Origin of the sequence: Actinomadura sp. HBU206391 (genome assembly GCF_014323665.1) — a bacterium.
Taxonomy (GTDB): Bacteria; Actinomycetota; Actinomycetes; order Streptosporangiales; family Streptosporangiaceae; genus Actinomadura_C.
Window position 1 is genome coordinate 1 of sequence record NZ_JABVEB010000567.1, and the last position, 983, is coordinate 983.

At 70.4% G+C, this 983-nt stretch carries 1 protein-coding gene; it reads left to right on the plus strand.

The genetic code is table 11. The features are described from left to right. Positions 1–912: hypothetical protein (locus tag HKK72_RS39455; protein ID WP_222721707.1), on the plus strand; the 912-nt coding region annotated here is incomplete at its 5' end. Positions 913–983 lie beyond the last annotated feature (71 nt).

The following is a 983-nucleotide window of genomic DNA, read 5'->3' on the forward strand; positions in this document are numbered from 1 at the left end:
GAGGACTGGAACAACGGACACGAAGGCACCGCCGCCGGTCGTGCGGTCCCCGCCATCCTCGGCATGGTCGGCGGCGTCGGCTGGTTCGGCAGAGGAACCAAACTGCTGAAGAGCCTGCGCGTCCCGCGCCTTCCGGTCAATGCCCAGCGGGCCGCCGAGACGGCCGCCGACCAGGCCGCCGACGCGGCGCGCAGGGGAGATGTGGATATGGCGCGGGCGGCCGCCGACACGGCGGACGACGAGGCCCGCGCGGTGGAGAAGGCCGCCGCCGAGAATCCGACCGCGGAGAACAAGGAGGCCGCCGCCAAGGCCCGCCAGGCGGCCGACGAGGCGGACAGCGTCGTCCTGGACGCCGACGTCCGTGCGGTCCTGCGGAAGTCGGAACTAGGCGCGAAGGCCAGCCGGATCATCTGGATGTACGGGGTGACGGTCGTCTACCACCAGGGTGGCGGAACGTTCTTCCGACCACCTAGGGAGATCCACGTCGGCGTACGACCAGGCGACACCGAGGGATGGCATGCGGCGGGCCTGGCCCATGAGTCCTTCCACGTCGAGGGGTGGCACACCGGCAAGTCGGTGAACGGGTTGGCCGACCGCATGGGGCGTAAGGAATGGGTGGACGCCATGGTCGAAGAGGAGGCAGGGGCGACCGCCCGGGAGATGGAGGTGATCCGCGAACTGCGGCAGCAAGGTGAACAGATACGCGAGCACCCGCTCGAGAAGACCTATTTCGAAGCGTTCGAGGAGGCCGTCCGCCAGGGAGGGGACGGGGCGCAGGCCGGGACCGAAGCCCTGCTCGAGGCCTTCCGCTCCGGCCGGGCCCTTTCCCACACAGGAGAGCCCTACGCCGACACCTACGGCAGGCACTGGGACGAGATCAACAGCCCATCGGCGAAGGGGCCCGGGAAGTGAACGGTGCCGAGCCCTCAGCGGGGGCGTGGGGTCGCGCCGCGCCCTGGTTCGACCGGGGTGAGGGGACGGTT